Raw genomic sequence first — 17547 nt, forward strand, 5'->3', positions numbered from 1 at the left:
GCGAACGGCTCCTCAACTCAGATCGCGGGATGGCGCTTGTGCCAGTCGGTGGCGCGCTGGAAGGCATCACCGGCACGGACGAGACTTGCCTCGTCGAAATGACGGCCGACAAACTGGAACGCGACCGGACCGCCGTTCGGCGCGAAGCCGCCGGGAAGCGTCACGGTCGGGCTGCCGGTCATGTCGAATGGACAGGTGAAGCGCAGCAGCCCGGTAATCAGCGACGGGTCCTCACCGAGTGCCGCCATCTTGGCCAATGTCGGCGCAGCGAACGCCTGGGCCGGGACCGCGATGAGATCGACCGTCTCGAACAGCAGTCGCACGGCGCCGCGAAACGCCTCGCGCCGCAGCACGATCTTCTGATAGTCCATGCCGGATTGCGCGCGGCCGAGATCGAGCAGGCCGGCGAGCGCCGGACCATATTCGTCCTTGCGTGCCGGATAAGTCTCCTCATGCGCGACGGCCACTTCGATGCCGCACAGCGGGAACCAGTCCTCGATGACCGCCTTCGGATCGGGGAAGGTAATCTCCTTGATCTTCGCGCCCAGATCGGCAGCAATACGCAGACCTTCGCCGAGCACCTTGCCGGCAGCCTCGTCGGTGCCCTCGCTGGTCCAGCGCCGATCGACCCCGATCGTCACGCCGCGCAAGTCTCCGGACAAACCAGCGAGATAGTCCGGCACGGCCAGCGGCACGGACGTGGTGTCCTTGGGATCCTGGCCCGCGATCACGGCCAAGATCGCGCCGCAATCGGCCGCGCTGCGCGCCATCGGACCGATGTGATCCAGCGTTGCGGCGAGCTCGAAAGCGCCGTAACGGCTGACGCGTCCCCAGGTCGGCTTCAACCCGGTGATGCCGTTGGCGGCTGAGGGAAAGCGGATCGACCCGCCCGTGTCGGTTCCCAGCGAACCGAAGCAAAGCCCCGCCGCGGTGGCGACGCCGGAACCGCTCGACGATGCGCCGGACCACAGATCGGCATTCCACGGATTCTTCGGCGGATCGATCTTCGGGTGATGATCGGCATAGGCGCCCTCGGTCTGCTGCAGCTTGCCGAGGATAACAGCGCCGGCGTCCTTCAGCCGCGCGACCACGGTGGCATCCTCACTCGGACGGAAGTCGCGATGAATGGTCATGCCGTGCGCGGCCGGCGCGCCCTTGACCCAGCACAAATCCTTGACGGCGATCGGCACGCCGTGCAGCGGCCCCTTGATCTTGCCGGAGGCGATCTCCTTTTCGGCTGCCGCGGCTTGGGCGAGCGCTGCGTCGCCCATCACATAAGCGTAGCTCTTCAGCTTGCCGTCGAGCTGCTCGATCCGCCCGAGCATCGCTCTCGTCACTTCGACCGGCGAGAGCTTTTTGGCCTGGATTTGCTGCCCGACCTCAATGAGCCCGAGATAGTGAATATCCGTCGTCGGCATCGTTTCTCATCCCCGCACTTGGCCTGCACTTGGCACGACGCAAGCGCAGGCACTGCCCATCACCGCGCATGCGCCTCCGGCTTGGCGACACGGATGTGTCGCCAATTTGTTTGGCGGCAAAAGCAAAAAGCCACCCGCCCCTCCAAACGAAGGTGACGAATGGCCCAAATGCCGCGGCTATGAACTATCGCGTGGGTCCGGGATCGAACGGAGCACTCTGCGCGGCGATCGGGACGTCATCGGCCAAATCGACGCGCGCAAGGTTCGACAGGAAGCCCTGTGGGAGAAAATTCTAAGGAGGTGTGCAGCGCGTTGTCAACGAGGCCGGCTGCACAAATTTCGCGAGGTGCTGCGCAGCAAATCGGCATGACCTCTTGCACCGGTCTCTGCGAAGATGGTTTCCTGCATGAGTTGCACTGAAAGTCGTCGATGACAAAGCCGTCCATTCCCGTTGGCATTATCTGCTCGCAGCACGGGCCCTATCAGGCCATGGGGCGCGAGATCCTCAAGAGCGCCATGATGGCGGTCGACGAAATCAACGAGCAGGACGAGTTCGACTTCGCGATATCGGCGCATGTCCGCGATCCCCGCGGCATCGTTTCGGAATATCATACGGTCTGCGACGATCTCATTCGCAATGTCGGGGTCGAGCACATCATCGGCTGCTACACCTCGGCCTCGCGCAAGCAGGTGCTCCCGATCGTCGAGCGCACCGACCGCCTGCTCTGGTATCCGGCGCGCTACGAGGGGTTCGAATGCTCCGACAACGTCATCTATGTCGGCGCCTCGCCCAATCACAACGTGCTGCCGCTGGTGCGCTATGTGCTCGACAATCTGTCGCGCGAGATTTTCTGCGTCGGCTCCAACTATGTCTGGACCTGGGAAACCAATCGCGTCACCCGCGAACTGGTGACGGCGGCACGCGGAAAGATTCTCGCGGAACGGCTGCTCGAGCTCGGTGAAAGCGCGGTCACGCATATCGTCGACGAAATCGTGCGGCGCCGGCCGCCGGTTGTCTTCAACACGCTGGTCGGCAGTTCGAGCTATGATTTCATCCGTGCGTTTCATGCCGCAACCCTTGCTGCGGGTCTCGACATCCCGCTGCTGAGCTGCAGTCTGTGTGAGCCCGAGCTCAAGATCGCAGGTCCCGCATCGGCCGGCTGCATCACGTCGTCGGCCTATTTCGAAAGCATTCGCCTGCCCGAGAACCAGGCCTTCGTCGCGCGCTGGAAGGCGCGTCACGGCGAGCACAGCAGTCCGTCGGTGGACGGGCAATCCGCCTATGTCGCGGTCTATCTGCTGGCCCGCGCGCTGCAACGCGCCGGCACGTCCGATATCGGCGAGGTACGGCGCGCCGCGGCCGGCCATCGCTACAATTCGCCGCAGGGTCCGGTCTGGATCGACGGCAGCAACAACCACTGCGTCCTGACGCCGCGGCTCGCCGTCTCCAATGCCGACGGACAGTTTGACATCTTCTGGGAAGCTGAAGCTCCGGTTAAGCCGGATCCTTATCTGGCGCAGCTCGACATCGCCGCCGGCCCCGCAAGGGATGGAACGTTGCCGAATGCGCCGCATTTGCGGGTTGTGAAATGAGCAAGCCGTCGTCATTTTCTCTGCGCGGGCGCAAGGCGCTCGTCGCCATCAAGGACGAGCGCGACGCCACCATCGTCAGGCGCCAGTTCGAGCGTCTCGGGATCGACATCGTGACATGGGAGCCGAGCTGGGATGGCGGCGCCGATATCGACTGCCGGCCGGACGTGACGCTGATCGACGACGAGTTCCTGCCGCTCACCTCGCCGGCGCAGCGCGCGTCGCTGGGACGAAGCCCGGTCATCGCCCTGCTCGGCACCGAGACGCCGAGCCGCCTGAAGCTGGTGCTCGACCTCGATCCGGCCTCGTTCCTGGTCAAGCCGCTGCGCTCGGCCGGCATCTATGCCGCCCTCGTCCTGGCCTTCGAGCGAAGCGAGCGCACCAACGAGCTGAAGCAGCAGGTGCTCAAGCTCGAACAGCGCCTTCGATCCCGCCGCGTCGTGCTCGCCGCCGTCCTTCAGGTTATGCACACCCATGCACTCGCCGAGCCGGCCGCCTTTGCGCTGATCCGGCGCGCCGCCATGGAGCAGCGCAAGACCATCGAGGAGCTCTCGGCCGAGATCACCGCGAAAGGCTCCCTGCCCCGAGCGGCCGGCGGTTAGCCGGTATCGCCGCTACCCGGCTCAAGATCGGGCACGACGAGTCCGTGAAGCGATCGAGCACGATTGCCCTGCCGCCGCAGGTGCGCGCCGCCAAAATATCGAAAACAACCCCATGCAAAGGAGCTGGCGGCTGCGGGCGCTCGACCGGGCCACTTGACACGTCGGGCAACTCAGGGGCATATTTCCAATATTCAGAAATCGCGCAAGCGCCTCTCGCCCGCAATCAGCTCAACGGGATGTTCTAGATCGGCAGGCTCTCGCGGCCGAGCGCGAGCGGCTGATCAAGCCGGTTGAGATGATGGCGCGGAGATAGCGTGGTGGATTGTACCTTCGGCAATCTGCACGAAAAACGCCTCATTCACCGACGAGCTTGAAAAAGCCCTTCGAGAAGGAATGAAGCGGGTCGGAACGGCGTTCGAGTTTGGCGCGAAGAACCGCGCCCTCCCAACCGATCCAGAAGAACTCGGCAAGCCAGTCGCAATCTTGGTTGGAAGAGATTGCACCAGCAGCCTGGGTGGCTCTCAAGCACTTGGCAGTGCGTTGCTGCCAGTCGATGAACACATCGAACAGCTGCTGGCGAAATGATTGTGGAAGTACGCTCATCTCCTGCCCAAGATTGCCCACCAAACAGCCTCGCGCATAACGGAAGCGCTTCATGGCGGACGTAGCATCGTCGGTAAAGCCTCTGAGCCTTTCGAGCGGGGGATGCTGCTCGTTCAGGAAGAAGCCGTCGAGCTTCCGCGAAAAGTAGCCAGCGTAGCTGTCGATCAGCTCCGCTCCAAATGCCTCTTTGCTCGGAAAGTAGTGGTAGAACGACCCCTTTGGCACGTCGACGCTCTGCAAGACTTCCTCGATCCCCGTCGCGGAATAGCCCTTCTCCGTCAGCATGACGACACCTGCACGGACCAGCGCGTCACGGGTCGCGCTGGTGCCGGCAAGTTCCTTGGGGGGTCGCCCGCGACGGCGGCGAAGCAGCGTCTTGCTCATGCAGATCGTAATAGACCGATCGTCTAGGCGTAGCAAACTGGCCGTGATGCAGCATTCCGCAAGTGGCGGAGACCCTCTCACTCCGTCAACTAGTTCAGTGGCTGGCCTGGGCTCCGGCTTGGCTCACTCAACGTGGCTCGGAATTCGTTGGCGCGGGCGCGAACAGGTTGGTCGACGCGGCTTCCTGAACGATCACTGCTGCGTCGTCCGGCAGCAGAAACCCACGCGCCATCAGATCCAGGGCGGCGATCCGGATCCGGTTCACGTAATCGTCGCGGCCGTGATAGCGCTCTTCGATCGACGGGCGGGCGTCACCGGTACGCTCCCGTTCCGCTTTCGTCGCTGCGAATGGCGAGAAGGACCCGATCAGCATGCAGGTGAATGTCTGCGGCTGGTTCTGGGCGCCATTGGTGCCGGTCGGCACCGCGACATCCGGCAGCCGCACGCCGCCGAGTGCATTGCCGTCCTGATCGCGCTTCGGCACTTGTATCACTGCGGCGGAATGCCTGGTCGGGGCGCGCAGCGCAGGTGGCTCGCCGCTCGCGGCTTCAAGCGACATCAGTTCGCTGGCGGGCGGCTCGGTGCCGCGGCTTACCCAGGCATCAAGGTCCAGCAGGAGGGCCCGCGACAGCGGCGACCAATCGAGGCGGCCTGGCGTCAGTGTGCAGGCCGGCGTCTTGGGGGCGGGTACATGCGGGCCTCCCGCGATATCGTACATCCGCACATTGGCGGGCAGTGGCTGATCCGCGGTTCCGGACGCGCCCGTGCGGCCAAGCGAAGCGCGCAGCGAATAGTAGTCCGTGGTGGAGTTCACGAGTATCATCCTCGGAGGCACCTCGCCGCGCGCCTCGACTTTGGCCGTGATCTCCCCGATCGTGAGCGGTCCGTCATTCACGCCGGGGAAATCCGGGTTGTCGAATGTGGGAGCCCCCTCGGCGCTCGACATGGGTCCAAGGCCCGTCTGCAGGATCGGAAGAAGGCCGGCGGCCGAGACGAACACATGCATTCCGTCGAAGACGCGCCGGTTGCCCATCATGTTGAATCCGTCCAGGAGAAAGGTCTTCAGGAATCGTCCATCCTGGGATCTGCCGCTCGCGAGCACGCGGTTGATCGCTCCCTTGAGCGGGTTGGGCGTTCCATCCTTGCCAGAAGCTGCATGCGCGAGGAAATCCGCGGCATCGCGGACGATCGCAAAGCCCACTCCCTCGACGAAGCGTGTCTTGCCGTCGGCGTCAGCGAACGAAGGCAGGTCCGCGCCCTGTCCAAGCTCCCAAAAAACCTCCGCAACCGCGAAACCATGGTCCTGAAGAAAGCCGGTGCCCTGCTCCAGCGTGCCCGGGAGAAACCGCACGTCGCGTGGCGAGTTGTAGATCGCCTCGGCCCAGACTTGCCCGCGGTTGGGTACGTCCACCAGCAGCGCGCCGCTTTCCGCGCGTGGAGCCGCCGGCATTATGAGAATGATCTTCGCCGCGTAGTCGACGCGACCGCGTTCATTGCGCGACGCCTGGTCGATCCCAGGGATGGCCTCTTGCGGCGATAGGTCGCCGCGGATCTTGCCCTGCCAGATCACATAGTCGCCGGCGCGAAATGTGCCGTAAGGCTGCTTCGACGTGAACTCGATCCGGGTAACTTCTGCGCTCACCGACCGCGCCGTCGAGATCAGGCTGAACAAGCAAAACAAGAACATCACAATTCGCTCGTTTCGACGATGCGGCATGCGAATTCTCCATGGGAAATAGCGGCTGGTTTCGAGCATTTTTCGATGACGACACGCCGTATCAGAACGGACATGATGGACCGGCAACTTTTCACCGGTCCATCGCCTATCGCGAAGGCCTTCTCACTCCATCCAATAGTCGATGTCCGTCTGATTGGCATTGATGCCGGCCTTCGGCTCGGACGGGCCATGACTGCTGATGATGCCACGCATTCTGGCGAGGCTACCCGTGCCACCGGTAATGACGCCCGATGTCATGTTCGTAAGCTTCCCATCTCCATTGCTTTGAGCGACCAGAGATGTCCTGACAAAAAACTTCTCCCCGTTCTCCAGTATCCAAACGTTGTAGATGAGAGCCGGACCGTTGTTGTCGATGTAGTCCGACATGCCGCGCGTCCACTGCTCCTTCAACCTCGATCCGTTGATGAGGGGAGCATCGTCACCATAGGTCCGCCGAATTTCGAACAGCCGGGCTTGATGTCCCGGAATGTCGCCAACGTCGATGACGTGTTGTTGGGTGTATACCGTCTTGGTTGCCGGCGTATCATAGCTGACGTGGTGCTTTTGCTGCGCAATGGCCACCGGCGCCGTTAGAGCCATCGCGAGAGTGATCGTCATTCCAAGCGCGATATTGCGAAACATGCGTGACCTCTCATGCTGGAATCCACCCAACCGTGAAAGTATGGGCGGACGTTGTTTGTTGAAGATTCCCTCATCCACCGGGTCAGCGCTCGGTAGCGACCAAGCCCCAACCAAAGCTGATTTCACCGCGCTTTTCCGAGGTGACATAAATTAGACCGATCGTCTAGCAATCGACTTGGCTGCAAGCGATTTGGCCCATCAATCTTATTTGACAGTGCTTTGTCGGACGAGGCTTCTGCCCGCTAGGCGGGTCATTGCGGTGCCCGACGCGGAGGTCAGCTACCGGCCAGGAAGGGACATAATCGATTGGTGGGCGTACCGTTGCAGTTCAACGCAAAGCACCATCCAAGGACAATGGAGGTGTCGATCATCTGAACGGCGATGCGTAGGCTCATGGATCCGAGCCCACCCGCGATGGCAGCCCTATTTCTTCAGTTCCGCATAAAGCTGCATCACCCGTTGCGGCAATACCTCGATGCGGGGCACCCGGAGCGCATGGCGCTCGCCAAAAATGCGATCGAGCTGAGGAAACCGGTCCTCACCGATGCCGAAAGCAAAAATGTCGATGCCGCGCCGCCGCAACTGCTGAGCGGCACGGCGCGCGTCCTCCACCAGATATTGCGGATCCGGCACATCGACGTCGGACGGCTCGCCATCGGTCAGAACCAGCAACACTTTGCGGAATGCGCGTCGTCCCGCGAGGTAGCCCCCGGCGTGGCGCAACGCGGCACCGAGCCGGGTGGAATGGCTGCTGCCAAGGCCCGCGACACGCGAACGCACCACGGCGTCCATCGGCTCCTCGAAGCTCTTGATGCGGAGATAGCGCACGCGCTCGCGGCCGTCGGAGCTGAAGCCGTGCACCGCGATCGCGTCATTGGCGGCCTCGACCGCCGTCGCCATGATCGCGGCGGCCTTGCGCTCGACGTCGAGAACCGTCCGGCCGCGACGATCACGGTCCGCGGTCGATTGCGACAGGTCGAGCAGCAGCAGGACCGCAAGATCGCGCGGTCCCGGCGCATCGCGTTGATAGACCCTGGGCTCGCTGATACTGCCGGCACGGCGCTCGATCGTCAGCGCGATCGCCGCATCGATGTCGAGCGCGTCGCCGTCGCGCTGACCTTTATGTCTGATACGGCGGCCGATCGAGGCGTCGCGGGTCAACTCGGTGATCCAGCGCAACGCCTCCGCATCCGTGGAAGGGTCGAACGGCTGTGCGGAAACCACTGCGTCAGCCTCCAGGATCGTGGTCCAGTCCGCGCGCTCGGTGCGCGTCGCATAGTCCCATTCCGGGTAGGTTGCGACCGGAAATCCGTCCAGCAGGGTCACCGCTGCGGCCTTCGCGCGCAGCGTTTCGTCGGGCCTTGCGTCGTTGTCGGCCGACTTTCCATCCGCGTCGTCGCGGCGCTCGATCCGCACCGGATCGACTGCAAGTTCGATCGTCTCGGCCGGGCTGTCCGGCTGATCGCCAAAATCCCACAGCGCCAGATTGTCATCGCGATAGGCCGGCTCGACGACGTAGCTCTTGGCGTTGAACTGCAGCCGCATCTGCCCGATGTCGTTGCCGAGCAGCCCGCCGATCTCGCGGCTGATGGCAGGATCAATCCAGCGGTCGGCGGCTTCGGCAAACAGCGTCCGCCCCTTGGTCACCCACGCGTCGGGATCCTGATAGTCCGGATCGATCAGCGCCCGCGTCAACCGCACCATCAGTCCGGCGGCAGTTGCCTGGCCGGTTGGCGTCGCGCTGTGAAACGGCAACCAAAGCCGGCGCAGCCCGGGCATCTCGCGAAGCGCCAGCGCTTCAACCCTGGCATCCTCGATCAGCGAAACCAGCGCGATCTGCAGCGCCTTCAGTCGCCCCACGGGAAAGCGGACGGTGGAGTGCACCAGATGCGCTCCGGCATGCGCGACGGCGGCGAGATAGATGGTGTCCGCCGCCTCGTCCGCGAAGCCGGGAAAGGTCTCCGGAAGGCCGATGAGGCCGGCGGCGAGCGAGGTACGCCGCGGCACCGGCGTCGGCGCCACGGCAAGCTTGCGGAAACGCGGCTTCCTGTTCCAGAGGGCGAGCGTGGTTGCGGCGAGGCGCCTTTCCAGTCGCGCAAAATCATCGCCGGTCCGGCCGACCGCGAACAGCCGCACCGAGAGCGGATCGTCGAGCGCGAAATAGGCGCGCCGGCGCGACGCGCGGCCGCCGCTTGCGCGCAAGCCGGCCGAAACCCAGGCGGAAAAATCGTCGGCCCCGGCGTGCGCGAGCAGCGGCTCCAGCCGGCCGATCGCAAGGCCCACCGATTCCGGGCCTGCATTTGCGAGTTGGCTAAGCGCTGCAAGAACCGCAGTGAGTTCTCCAGCACCCGCAAGCCGCGGCAGTACTTTGGACAATTCGGTCAACAACCCATGGGCAGTGCGGCTTCCGGCACCGCGGCCGATATCCCCTGCGGCGCGTCCGATCGCGATCAGATCATCGGTCGATCGCAGTGCTGGCCATTGCTCCGATAGCTTTAGAAAGCCCAGAACCACGGCCTGGCCGAGATTGGCCTCGAACAGGTCGTGCACCGCCTCGTCCCAGGCCGCCAGACGATCGAACGCCCCGATCCGGTGCAAGGCGGCGCGTGCCGCCTGCACCGCCACGGCGATCTCATCGTGGCCGCGCAAGAGCGCCGCGAGCCGGCGCCCGGACCGGAAGCCATCGAGCGAACTGATTTGCGCGACCGCCACCTCCGGGCTTCCATTCACGCAGAGGCCGAAATCACGTCACGCAACGTGTTCCTGGTGTCCGCATCATCGGTCAAGGGAACGACGATCATGGTCTCGCAGGCCTTTTCGAGGCTGATGCCGCATCCGATCAAGCGGCCGGCATTGACCAGCATCCGGGTCGAGGCGCCTTCGTCGAGCCCCTGGCCCTTCAGATTGCGGCTGTGCTGGGCGATCTTCACCAGGAGATCGGCGAGATTGGGCTCGATGCCGGCCTCGCGCGACACCACCTCGGTTTCCGCCGACCGGTCGGGGTAACCGAAATCCAGCGCCGCGAAACGCTGCTTGGTGGACTCCTTGAGGTCCTTGATGGCGCTCTGGTAGCCCGGATTGTAGGAGATCACGAGCTGGAAATCGGAATGGGCGTGGATCAGCTCGCCACGTTTTTCCAGCGGCAGCACACGCCGATCGTCGGTCAGGGGATGGATCACGACCGTCGTGTCCTGGCGCGCCTCGACGATCTCGTCGAGGTAGCAGATCGCGCCAAGACGCACGGCCGTCGTGAGCGGCCCGTCGCTCCACACCGTACCCTCCGCATCGAGCAGCCAGCGTCCCACCAGATCCGCCGCCGTCATGTCCTCGTGACAGGCGACCGTGATGAGCGGTCGGCCGAGCCGCCAGGCCATATATTCGATGAAGCGGGTCTTGCCGCAGCCGGTGGGGCCCTTCAGCATCACCGGCATGCGGTTCGCATAGGCTGCGCCGAACAGTTCGACCTCATCCTTGAGCGGCCGGTAATACGGCTCCTGGCGGACGCGGTACTGGTCGAGCAGCAAAGCGGGATTGGACAAGCTCACGCCTCCCATGATTGCGCAGGCAGCAGCCGTTCGTAGCCGATTGAACTCACGATGCGAGCAATTCCTTGAGCTTGGTATCGATGAAGGCGACATCGACCGGATTGGTCCCCGGCCCGCCCGCGAAGTGTCCCCAGATCGACGGCACCGGCACGAACCTGGCGTTCGGCATGTTCGCGACCTCGTTCTCGCTGTCTTCAGGCGGGAAGTAGAGATCGGTCTGCCCCGGCATGACGTAGGCCTTGGCCTTGATCGCCTTCAGCGCAGCCTTGAAGTCGCCGTTGTAGATCTCGTTGGCGCTGATGTCGCCATTCTGCCAGGTCCACAGCATGGTGAGCAGGTTGTTGGGATCCTTCGGCAGGAAGAAGCCCTCCCAGAATGCCACCAGGAAATCCTCCAGCGACGAATAGCCCATCGTCTTGATGTCGAGCTGCTCGCGATAGAAGGCCTGCGAGAAGCCCCAGCCGGCATAGACCCGCGCGGCGGCGCGCAGGCCGCGGGCCGGCTTGTCGGTGTACCAGCCCTCCTTCCACGCCGCATCCGCGGTGAGCGCGGCCTTCACGCCTTCGAGGAACACGTAGTTATGGCGCGAGCATTTGGCCGAGCCGCAGAACGGTGCTAGCAGATCCATCATATCCGGATAGAGCGCCCCCCAATGGAATGTTTGCAACGCGCCCATCGACCAGCCGACGACGAGACGGATGTGCTTGATGCCGAATTTCTCGGTCACCAGCCGGTGCTGGGCGCGGACATTGTCATAGGCCGTCACCCGCGGAAAACGCGGCCCGTTATACGGCTCCGGCGTGTTGCTCGGCGATGACGACAGGCCGTTGCCCAGCATATTGGGAATGATGATGAAGTACTTCGCCGGATCGAGCGCCATGCCCGGCCCGATCAGCCATTCATTGTCGTAGTGCTGGCCGGAGTACCAGGTCGGATAGACGATCACGTTGTCCTTGGCCGCGTTGAGCTGGCCAAACGTCTTGTAGGCGAGCTTGCAGTCGCGGAGGGTCGCGCCGCGCTGCAAGGCCAGATTGCCGAGATCATGGATCTGATAGTCGACGCTCATTGATGTACCCTTCTTGCTTGATCGAGCTTGTCGCTTACGCGGGACGTGCCACCTTTTCGGTGGAAGATTCCACCCGCGCGATCGCCCCGTACACGATGCCGGCGACCAGCGCGGCTGATATCGCAGTGGACAGCCCCGGCATCAGATTTTCAACCGCAAATGCGCACAGCGACCCGATGCCCCAGGCGATGAAAGGCTTCGCGCGCCAGTCCAGATCCGCGCGCGCCTCGGTTCGCAACAGGTACTGATCGACCAGGATGATCGCACCGATCGGCGGCACGAGGATGCCGAGCAGCGACAGCCACTGGATGAAGAACGCCCAGACATTCCCGGCGGCAACCACGATGCCGATGGCGCCGAGTATCACAGCCATCAGCCGCATGTTGGTCCCGAGGATACGCGACCAGCCGGTGGCCGCATTGTAAAGGCAGTGCGAGCAGACCGAGCCGAGATTGGCGTAGAGGAAGATGAAGGCGAGGATGCTGAGCCAGGTGAGCTGCTTGCCGTTCATGTAGCCGAACATGTTGTCGACACCGAACGGGTTGGCGTTCGGCACCGCAAGCGCAGCCGTCATCACGCCGCCGACTAGCATGGCCACCAGATTTGCGAACGGAAACGCGCTGAACGTGGAAAACAGGGATGCCCGCGGACTCGGCGCCCAGCGGCTGAAGTCCGCGGTCACCGTGCCGGCGTCGATGAACAGCGCAAGCACCACCGTGAGGCCGACGCCCATTGACATGCTGGCTACGCCATTATTGCCGGCATAACTTAAGATCGCCGCTGCCGTCGTGGTCGAGGCAGCATCGGCCGCGACCCAAAGTCCAAGGACGACAAACAACGGCACCGACGCCAGGCCGATATAGTGCAACCCCTTCACGCCGACGAAGGTGATCCCGATATAGAGCACGCCTGCGACGATGGTCATCGCCACATAGTTGAGGCCGTAGGTCGAGGAGATCAATGCGCCGGTGATGCCGGTCTGCACCGCATACCAGCCGAGCAGCAGGGTCGAAAGCAGGCCCGACGCCAGCACATAGCCCTTCTTTCCGAACACGATGCTCGCGATCAGCGCGAAGTTCATGCCGCGCCTGGTGCCGATCAGGCCGAGCGCGCCCACATAGGCGAACATGACCACATTGCCGATGATCATCGCCACCAGTGCATTCTTGAAGCCCATCCCCAGCACCAGCACCGATCCCGTCATTGCGCCGGTGATGATCATCGGAAAGCCCAGCCACACCATGGTGACCGAGAAGGCGCTGCGCCGGGCGCTGATCGGCACCGGCTCATGCTCGAATTCATGGCCGAGAAGGTCGTCGATCTGCCCCTCGGACTGATGCACCAGTCCGCTATTTGCTTCGCTGCTCATGGTAACCCCCGTTTCCCGTTGCAACAGTTTCAGAACCGCGCCGGCGCGAATGATCGCGCCGGCGCGGCTCGGCTTTTTCGATCAACGATGTGCGACTTTCTGGTTCGGAATGCCCTCGATCGGACACTCGTCGGTCCCGACGGTCGGACGCGTCATGGCTTCAACCATCTCGCGCGTACCTTCGGGGTCCGTGATCCAGTTCTTGTAGAAGGTGTACGGGCAGACCGCGTGGCCGCGATCGCCCTCTCCGGAATTGATCAGGCCGGTATAGCCGCGGTGCATCAGCTTGAAGAGATGGTTCTGCGACTGCATGTTGCGGCGGGCGTCGCGGATCAGCGACACCGAGAGCTGGGCGTACTGGATGCCGTTCTCCTCGGTGCCGCACTCGCCGAGCGTCCGGCCGTCGAAGCCGATGAGCGCGGAATGGCCGAAGTAGGAATAGACGCCGTCGAAGCCGGAGGCGTTGGCGACCGCAACGTAGCAGTTGTTGGCCCAGGCCATCGATTTCGAGATCTGGATCTGCTGCTCTTTGGCCGGATACATGTAGCCTTGGCAGCGCACGATCAGCTCGGCGCCGCGCATCGCGCAGTCCCGCCAGATCTCCGGATAGTTGCCGTCGTCGCAGATGATCAGGCTGATCTTCAGGCCCTTCGGCCCTTCCGAGACGTAGGTGCAGTCGCCGGGATACCAGCCTTCGATCGGCACCCACGGCATGATCTTGCGATACTTCTGGACGATCTCACCCTTGTCGTTCATCAGGATCAGCGTGTTGTACGGCGCCTTGTTGGGATGCTCTTCATGGCGTTCGCCGGTCAGCGAGAAAACGCCCCAGACCTTCGCCTTGCGGCAGGCATCGGCGAAGATGCGGGTTTCCTCGCCCGGCACTGACGAAGCCGTCTCGTACATCTCCTTGGAGTCGTACATGATGCCGTGGGTCGAGTATTCCGGGAAGATCACGAGGTCCATGCCCGGCAGACCGAGCTTCATGCCCTCGACCATCTTGGCGATGTTGCGCGCGTTATCCAGCACCTCGGCCTTGGTGTGCAGACGCGGCATCTTGTAATTGACCACGGCGACGCCGACCGTGTCCTTGCTGCTCGATATATCTCCATGCAACATGTCTCGACTCCCTTTCTGAACGATAATTCCCGCTACACGGCCATGTGCAGCTGGATGAGATCATCGGTGAGCTCACCGATCGCGCCCTTGGCGACGACGCGTCCCTTTTCGAGCAACGCGAAGCGGTGGGACGCGCGCCGCGCGAACGCGACATTCTGTTCGACCAGCACCACCGTGATTCCGCGCTCGCGATTGAGTTTGACGATCACGTCCTCGATCTGCTCGACGATGTTCGGCTGGATGCCCTCGGTCGGCTCGTCCAGCAGGATGACCTTGGGCTGGGCAAGCAGCGCGCGTGCGATTGCCAGCTGCTGCTGCTGACCGCCGGAGAGATTGCCGCCGTAGCGACTGAGAAAATCCTTGAGCACCGGAAACAGCTCGAGCACCCATTCCTCGATGCCGTTGGCCGATTTCGCCGCGAAGGTTCCGAGCGTCAAATTCTCCCGCACGGTGAAGCGCGGCAGGATCCCACGGCCCTGCGGCACATAGGCAATGCCGGCCTTGGCGCGCTGATGGGTGCGCAATGGCGAGATGTCGGCGCCATCGAGCGACAGGCGTCCGGTGCACCGGTCCATCAGGCCGAGGATGCTGCGCATCAGCGTGGTCTTGCCGACGCCGTTGCGGCCGAGCACCGATAGGAATTCGCCGTTGCCCACCATCAGGTTGATGCCCTGCAGGGCGCGGCTGTTGCCATAGAAGGCGTCGACGTCGGTCAGCTCAAGCATGGCTGATGCCCCCCGATCCGAGATAGGCGCGCCGAACTTCGGGATGCGCCTCCACTTCCGCCGCGGTGCCCTCGGCCAGCATCTGGCCCATATGCATCACCGAGATGATGTCGCCGATCGCCTTGACGAAGCCCATGTCGTGCTCGACCACGATCAGCGTGTGCTTGCCCTTCAGTCGCGCGAACAGTTCGGCGGTCTTGCGGGTTTCCTGCGCCGTCATGCCCGCGGTGGGCTCGTCCATCAGGATCAGCTCGGCGTCCTGGGCGACCAGCATGCCGATCTCCAGCCATTGGGTCTGGCCGTGCGACAGATAGGCGGCCGGCCGGTCGAGCTGTTCGGTGAGCCCGACCAGTTCGGCAAGACGTTCGATGTCGTCGCGCCGGGCATTGCCGATGTTCCAGCGCAGATTGCCGAAAACGGAGGTGCGGCGCGCCCGCGCCACTTCGAGATTGTCGCTGACCGAGAGCTCGCGGAACACGCTCGGCACCTGAAACTTGCGGCCGACGCCGGCGCGGGCGATCTCGTATTCCTCGAGATCCTGCAGCGCGGTGCCGTCAAAGCTGACGGTGCCGGCGCTCGGCTTGACCTTGCCGCAGATGATGTCCAGCGCCGTGGTCTTGCCGGCGCCATTCGGCCCGATCAGGCAGCGCAGCTCGCCCTTGCCGACGCTCATGTTGAGCGAATTGAGCGCCTTGAAACCGTTGAAGCTGACCGAGACGTCGCGGAGATCGAGATGGGAGCTCATGTGCTGCCCTCCGTCTGGCTGACACCCCGTGCAACTGCGCCGCTGGCGGCCTGTCTGCGCTGGGCAACCCAGCGCCAGGTGGCCTGCGCGAGGCCGGCGAGCCCCTTCGGCAGGAACAGCACCACGAGCACGAACAGCGCGCCCATCACCAGCGTCCAGGTTTCCAGGAATGCCGCGGATTCCGACAGCGCGCCCTGCATGCCCGCTACCAGCACCGCGCCGAGGAACGCGCCGACCAGGCTTTGCCTGCCGCCGACGGCGCACCACACCACCACCGAGAGCGAGAGCTGCACGCCGAGGAAGGTCGGCGAGGCAAACTCCATCACGACCGTGTAGAGCATGCCGGCGAGGCCCGCGATCGCAGCCGACAGCGCGAACACGAAGATCTGGTAGAGCGCGACGTCGTAGCCGAAGTAGCGCACCCTGCTCTCGTGGTCGCGGATCGCCTGCACGATCAAGCCGGCCCTGGACTTGGTAAAGGCAAAGGCAACCAGCAGGCTGAGCAGCACGCACCCGGCAACGAGATAGTAGGTCGCACGGCCATAGGCATCGAACGCGACGCCGAACAGCTCGAGCTGGGCGAGATCGGTGATGCCGTTGAAGCCGCCGGTGTAGCTCTGCTGGTCGATGATCACGAGATTGATCACCACCATGGTGGCGAGCGTGATGATCGAGACGTAGACGCCGGTGACCCGCCCCCGGAACATGAACCAGCCGAGTCCCGCCGCAACCAGCGCCGGCACGAGCAGGCCTGCGGCGATGGCGAAGCTGAGCGACCGGAACGGCTCCCAGAACCAGGGCAGATACTGGACATTGTTCCAGACCATGAAGTCCGGCAGTCCGCTCGCCCCCGTATGCACCGGCACGGTCTTGAGCTTCAGCGCCATCGCCATGGCGTAGGAGCCGAGCCCGAAGCTCATCGCCTGGCCGAGATTCAGGATGCCGCCGAAGCCCCAGGACAGCCCGAGCGATATCGTAAGGATCCCCAGCACGAGATATCGCGCGACCTTGTTGAGCAGGAAGTCATTGTTGAGCAGCACCGGGAGCGCGAACACCAGCGCGGAAACGATGAGCAACGGGGCAAGTTGCGCGATCAGGCGCTGCAATCCGCTGGAGTTGGAAATATTCGACGGCATAGATGAGCGATCTGTCTCAGGCCCGCACGCGTGCGGTGAAAAGCCCCTCGGGGCGGAAACGGATGAGGACGACGATGGCGAGCAGCACGATCGTCTTGGCCACCGTGTCGTTCTGCAGGAAGGCGATGCCGCCGGAGAGCTCGCCGAGGATGAAGGCACTCGCCACGGTGCCGGCGAGGCTCTGCACGCCGCCGAGCACGACCACCATGAAGGCGTCGACCACGTAGCCGGTGCCCATATCGGGCGACACGCTCTTGAGCGGCGACACCAGCGCGCCGGCGAGCCCGGCAAGCCCCGCGCCGTAAGCAAAGGTCAGCGCGTAGACCCGCTTGGCGTTGATGCCGAACGAGGCGGCGACCGAGCGATCCTGGATGATGGCCCGCAGCTTCATTCCGACCGTGGTGCGGTTCATGAGCAACCAGGTCGCCCCGAACAGCGCGATCGACACGACGAACAGGAACACGCGATACGACGAGATCGGGATGCCGAACACGTCCATGCTGTCGGCCAGCGCCGGCGGCAGTTGCACATAGCGGAGTTCGCTGCCGACCATCAGCCGCACCGCCTGCTGCAGCATGATGCCGACGCCCCAGGTGGCGAGGATCGTGTCGAGCGGCCGGTTGTTGAGCAGGCTCAGCACGTAACGCTCGATGACCCAGCCGAACGCGGCAACCACCAGGAAGATCGGAACGAGGCTCGCGAGCAGACTGAGACCGAGATAGGTGTGGAACACCCAGGCCGCGTATGCGCCGAGCATCACGAACTCGCCATGGGCGAGATTGATGATGCCCATCGAGCCGTAGATGATCGACAGTCCCAGCGCGACCAGCAGCAGAATCGACCCGATGCTGAGGCCTGTGACAATTTGTTCGATGAGTTGGTCCAC

15 protein-coding genes are annotated in these 17547 nt (G+C 63.6%); 2 read left to right on the top strand and 13 right to left on the bottom strand.

Going from position 1 to position 17547, the window contains the following annotated elements; all coding sequences use genetic code 11:
* Window positions 1-17: 17 nt before the first annotated feature.
* Entirely contained in the window at window positions 18-1418 is a 1401-nt protein-coding gene (locus HAP47_RS26955) for an amidase (RefSeq protein WP_173642009.1), read from the bottom strand.
* Window positions 1419-1847: 429 nt separating this feature from the next.
* On the opposite strand from HAP47_RS26955, the gene HAP47_RS26960 reads away from it, so the two are divergent.
* Window positions 1848-3011 carry a transporter substrate-binding domain-containing protein gene (locus HAP47_RS26960; protein WP_173642008.1) on the top strand — a complete coding sequence of 388 codons (1164 nt, stop codon included), beginning with the start codon at window positions 1848-1850 and terminating at the stop codon, window positions 3009-3011.
* Window positions 3008-3610, top strand: a complete 603-nt coding sequence (locus HAP47_RS26965) for an ANTAR domain-containing response regulator (RefSeq protein ID WP_173642007.1) — start codon at window positions 3008-3010, stop codon at window positions 3608-3610. Before HAP47_RS26960 ends, HAP47_RS26965 begins: the two co-directional genes overlap by 4 nt.
* Before the next feature lie 354 nt (window positions 3611-3964).
* Here HAP47_RS26965 and acuR read toward each other — a convergent pair whose 3' ends face one another.
* The 12 genes from acuR to urtB all read right to left on the bottom strand — a co-directional run bounded on the left by acuR (window position 3965) and on the right by urtB (window position 17547).
* Window positions 3965-4597 carry an acrylate utilization transcriptional regulator AcuR gene (acuR, locus tag HAP47_RS26970; RefSeq protein WP_173642006.1) on the bottom strand — a complete coding sequence of 211 codons (633 nt, stop codon included), beginning with the start codon at window positions 4595-4597 and terminating at the stop codon, window positions 3965-3967.
* Between the two features lie 127 nt (window positions 4598-4724).
* Complete coding sequence (locus tag HAP47_RS26975; RefSeq protein ID WP_173642005.1) at window positions 4725-6314, bottom strand: alpha/beta hydrolase domain-containing protein; 1590 nt, start codon at window positions 6312-6314, stop codon at window positions 4725-4727.
* A 123-nt stretch (window positions 6315-6437) separates the two neighbouring features.
* On the bottom strand, window positions 6438-6956 hold the full coding sequence (locus HAP47_RS26980) for a hypothetical protein (RefSeq protein WP_173642004.1): 519 nt from the start codon (window positions 6954-6956) through the stop codon (window positions 6438-6440).
* Window positions 6957-7379: 423 nt separating this feature from the next.
* Complete coding sequence (locus HAP47_RS26985) at window positions 7380-9668, bottom strand: nitric oxide reductase activation protein NorD (RefSeq protein ID WP_173642003.1); 2289 nt, start codon at window positions 9666-9668, stop codon at window positions 7380-7382.
* A 14-nt stretch (window positions 9669-9682) separates the two neighbouring features.
* On the bottom strand, window positions 9683-10495 hold the full coding sequence (locus HAP47_RS26990; protein ID WP_305879358.1) for a CbbQ/NirQ/NorQ/GpvN family protein: 813 nt from the start codon (window positions 10493-10495) through the stop codon (window positions 9683-9685).
* A 52-nt stretch (window positions 10496-10547) separates the two neighbouring features.
* The gene (locus HAP47_RS26995; protein WP_173642001.1) at window positions 10548-11567 is read right to left on the bottom strand and encodes an alpha/beta fold hydrolase; all 1020 of its coding nucleotides are present in this window, start codon (window positions 11565-11567) and stop codon (window positions 10548-10550) included.
* Between the two features lie 34 nt (window positions 11568-11601).
* Window positions 11602-12936: a purine-cytosine permease family protein gene (locus HAP47_RS27000; protein WP_173642000.1), complete on the bottom strand. Its 1335-nt coding sequence runs from the start codon at window positions 12934-12936 to the stop codon at window positions 11602-11604.
* Window positions 12937-13017: 81 nt separating this feature from the next.
* Window positions 13018-14055 carry an aliphatic amidase gene (locus HAP47_RS27005; protein WP_092125395.1) on the bottom strand — a complete coding sequence of 346 codons (1038 nt, stop codon included), beginning with the start codon at window positions 14053-14055 and terminating at the stop codon, window positions 13018-13020.
* Window positions 14056-14087: 32 nt separating this feature from the next.
* Window positions 14088-14780, bottom strand: coding sequence for an urea ABC transporter ATP-binding subunit UrtE (gene urtE / locus HAP47_RS27010; RefSeq protein WP_173641999.1), 693 nt, complete (start codon window positions 14778-14780; stop codon window positions 14088-14090).
* Entirely contained in the window at window positions 14773-15525 is a 753-nt protein-coding gene (gene urtD, locus HAP47_RS27015; protein WP_173641998.1) for an urea ABC transporter ATP-binding protein UrtD, read from the bottom strand. Before urtD ends, urtE begins: the two co-directional genes overlap by 8 nt.
* Window positions 15522-16661 carry an urea ABC transporter permease subunit UrtC gene (urtC, locus tag HAP47_RS27020; protein ID WP_173641997.1) on the bottom strand — a complete coding sequence of 380 codons (1140 nt, stop codon included), beginning with the start codon at window positions 16659-16661 and terminating at the stop codon, window positions 15522-15524. Before urtC ends, urtD begins: the two co-directional genes overlap by 4 nt.
* 16 nt (window positions 16662-16677) lie before the next feature.
* Window positions 16678-17547, bottom strand: coding sequence for an urea ABC transporter permease subunit UrtB (urtB, locus tag HAP47_RS27025; protein WP_173641996.1), 870 nt, complete (start codon window positions 17545-17547; stop codon window positions 16678-16680).

Source organism: Bradyrhizobium sp. 41S5 (genome assembly GCF_011516665.3).
In the GTDB taxonomy this organism is placed as follows: domain Bacteria; phylum Pseudomonadota; class Alphaproteobacteria; order Rhizobiales; family Xanthobacteraceae; genus Bradyrhizobium; species Bradyrhizobium quebecense.